We start from the raw sequence: 2,431 nt of genomic DNA on the forward strand, positions 1-2,431 counted from the left end.
GACCTTGTCCCTGTGAGAGTAGGACGTCGCCAAGCAAGCTTAAGACGAGTCAGAATGACTCGTCTTTTTTGTGTTTCTAACTTCTTATTAGCCTCGAGTTATCCTTTTGTATTCAACTTCTTTCATCATTTTCGATGTGTAGTTTCAGATTTTATATTTTATTTTTTGTGGAAGCAATCTATTGGTGTGTTAAAATAGTACCGTTATTTTTTGAGTGCTTTAATATAGGGATATTTAATTTTTAAAAAGGAGATAATATGAAAAAGATAGGTATAATTACTATAGTAGTCTTAATCCTTCTAGCGATTGTGTATATGTTAGTTGGAAATTATTTTTATAACTATGCGTTGAATGCGAAACAAGAAAAAGAATTTTTGGAAGATAATCCTCATTTAGTAGAAACGGTAAATGCATCGGGAGATGCATTGGCTACAAATGAAGAGAAGAATGCGAACTTCGTATCAAAGTATAAGCCTAACACATTAACTATACGTTCTTTCGATAAACTGAATTTAACAGGTTATGAATATATGAATGAACAATCTAGTCATAAATGGGCGATTGTAGTTCATGGATACAATGGTAGGGCATCAGAAATGACGAAATATATTCGCAACTTTTATGAACAAGGCTATAATGTCATAGCACCAGATCTTCGTGGGCACGGGAATAGTGAAGGGGATTATGTTGGTATGGGCTGGCATGATCGTAAAGACATTTTGATTTGGATTCAACAAATTGTAAAGAAAGATCCTAATGCTGAAATAGCACTATTTGGTGTTTCGATGGGCGCGGCAACTGTAATGATGACTTCAGGTGAGGATTTACCTTCTAACGTTAAAGTTATTATTGAAGATTGTGGGTACTCAACTGTTGTTGATGAATTTACGTATCAATTAAAAGATCTATTCCACTTGCCGAAGTTTCCTGTTATGAATGCGGCAAATACAGTTACAAAATTAAGAGCTGGATATGATTTAGAAGAAGCTTCAGCTATTAAACAAGTTGCAAAAAGTAAAACACCGATGCTATTCATTCATGGGGATGCGGATACATTCGTTCCTTTTGAAATGTTAGATGAAGTATATAATGCTGCAAAAGTAGAAAAAGAGAAATTAATTGTTCCAGGTGCTGGACATGGAGAAGCTGAGAAGATAGATTCAAATACGTATTGGAATACCGTATGGAAGTTCGTGGGAAGATATATTCAAGCATAATTAGATTTATATATACGATAATCAGAAGGTAATACTTTTGATTATCGTTTTTCTATTTATAAATTTATTTTAGGTTGTAGTATTTAAGGCTTGAAGCATAAATTTTTGAATTCCTTAGTGCCAGTGCTACAATGATTGAAAACTACATGTTAATGAGGTGTTTCTATGAAAATTGAAGTATGGTCAGATTTTGTATGCCCGTTTTGCTACATTGGGAAACGTAGATTAGAAGTAGCTTTAGAGCAATTTCCTCATAAGAAGGATGTTGAAGTTGAGTTTAAAAGTTTTGAATTAGACCAAAATGCTCCAATCTATTCTGGAACAAGTATTAATGAAGTACTTGCATCAAAGTATGGGATTAGTATTGAAGAAGCGAAACGTAATAACGTGCAGCTAGGTAATCATGCAGCTAGTATGGGTTTAAGTTTTAATTTTGATGAGATGAAGCCGACGAACACTTTTGATGCGCATCGTCTTGCGAAATTTGCAAAGGATCAAGGGAAAGAAAAAGAGATTACGGAAAATCTACTTTTTGCATATTTCACTGAATCAAGAAATTTAAGTGATGTGGATACGCTCGCTACTATAGCTGAAGCTTCAGGTCTAGACAAACAAGAAGCTTTACAGGTTATTAATGATAAAAGCGCATATGCAAATGATGTTAGAGTTGATGAAGCGATTGCTCAGCAATATCAAATTTCAGGAGTACCTTATTTTATTATTAATCAAAAGTATGCTATTTCAGGTGCACAACCACTTGAAACTTTTGTTGGTGCACTTCAGCAAGTGTGGGAAGAAGAGAATCCTGTACCTAAGTTACAAGAGCTTTCTTCAGAAGGTGGAAGCGATATGTCTTGTACAGATGAAAGCTGTTCGGTACCTTCAAAAGAACAATAGTTTTTATGATGGAAAGCAACCCATAGAGTATTATATGGGTTGCTTATATATTCTGATAGAAGAGGTATGTAAATAGGGTTTTAAAAAAATGAAGTTTTTTTAAAAAACGTATTGACGATTAATACTTAGAGGTGTAATATAGAACAAGTCGCCGATGACAATAACGTCGAAAGCGACAAACGAAATGAAAAACTTAGTTGACATTGAAAGATAAAAATGTTAACATAAGGAAGTCGCAAATGAGTGGCAGACAAGTTCTTTGAAAACTGAACGAAACAAACAACGTGAAACGTCAATTTTTATTTTATGATGCTAGA

Annotated in this window: 2 protein-coding genes; both read left to right on the top strand. The window is 34.0% G+C overall.

What is annotated here, in order from left to right:
* The first annotated feature begins 257 nt into the window (after positions 1-257).
* Positions 258-1,217 (top strand): alpha/beta hydrolase, encoded by a 960-nt coding sequence (locus tag BAQ46_RS21890; protein WP_000719448.1) that lies wholly within the window; start codon positions 258-260, stop codon positions 1,215-1,217.
* A gap of 165 nt (positions 1,218-1,382) precedes the next feature.
* Positions 1,383-2,114 (top strand): DsbA family oxidoreductase, encoded by a 732-nt coding sequence (locus BAQ46_RS21895; protein WP_000687960.1) that lies wholly within the window; start codon positions 1,383-1,385, stop codon positions 2,112-2,114.
* Positions 2,115-2,431: the final 317 nt, after the last annotated feature.

It is taken from the genome of Bacillus paranthracis (assembly GCF_001883995.1).
Taxonomy (GTDB): domain Bacteria; phylum Bacillota; class Bacilli; order Bacillales; family Bacillaceae_G; genus Bacillus_A; species Bacillus_A paranthracis.

Excerpts from the sequence above, each read along its gene's own strand:
- BAQ46_RS21890 (WP_000719448.1), top strand. The coding sequence starts at position 258 with ATGAAAAAGATAGGTATAATTACTATAGTAGTCTTAATCCTTCTAGCG.
- BAQ46_RS21895 (WP_000687960.1), top strand. The coding sequence starts at position 1,383 with ATGAAAATTGAAGTATGGTCAGATTTTGTATGCCCGTTTTGCTACATT.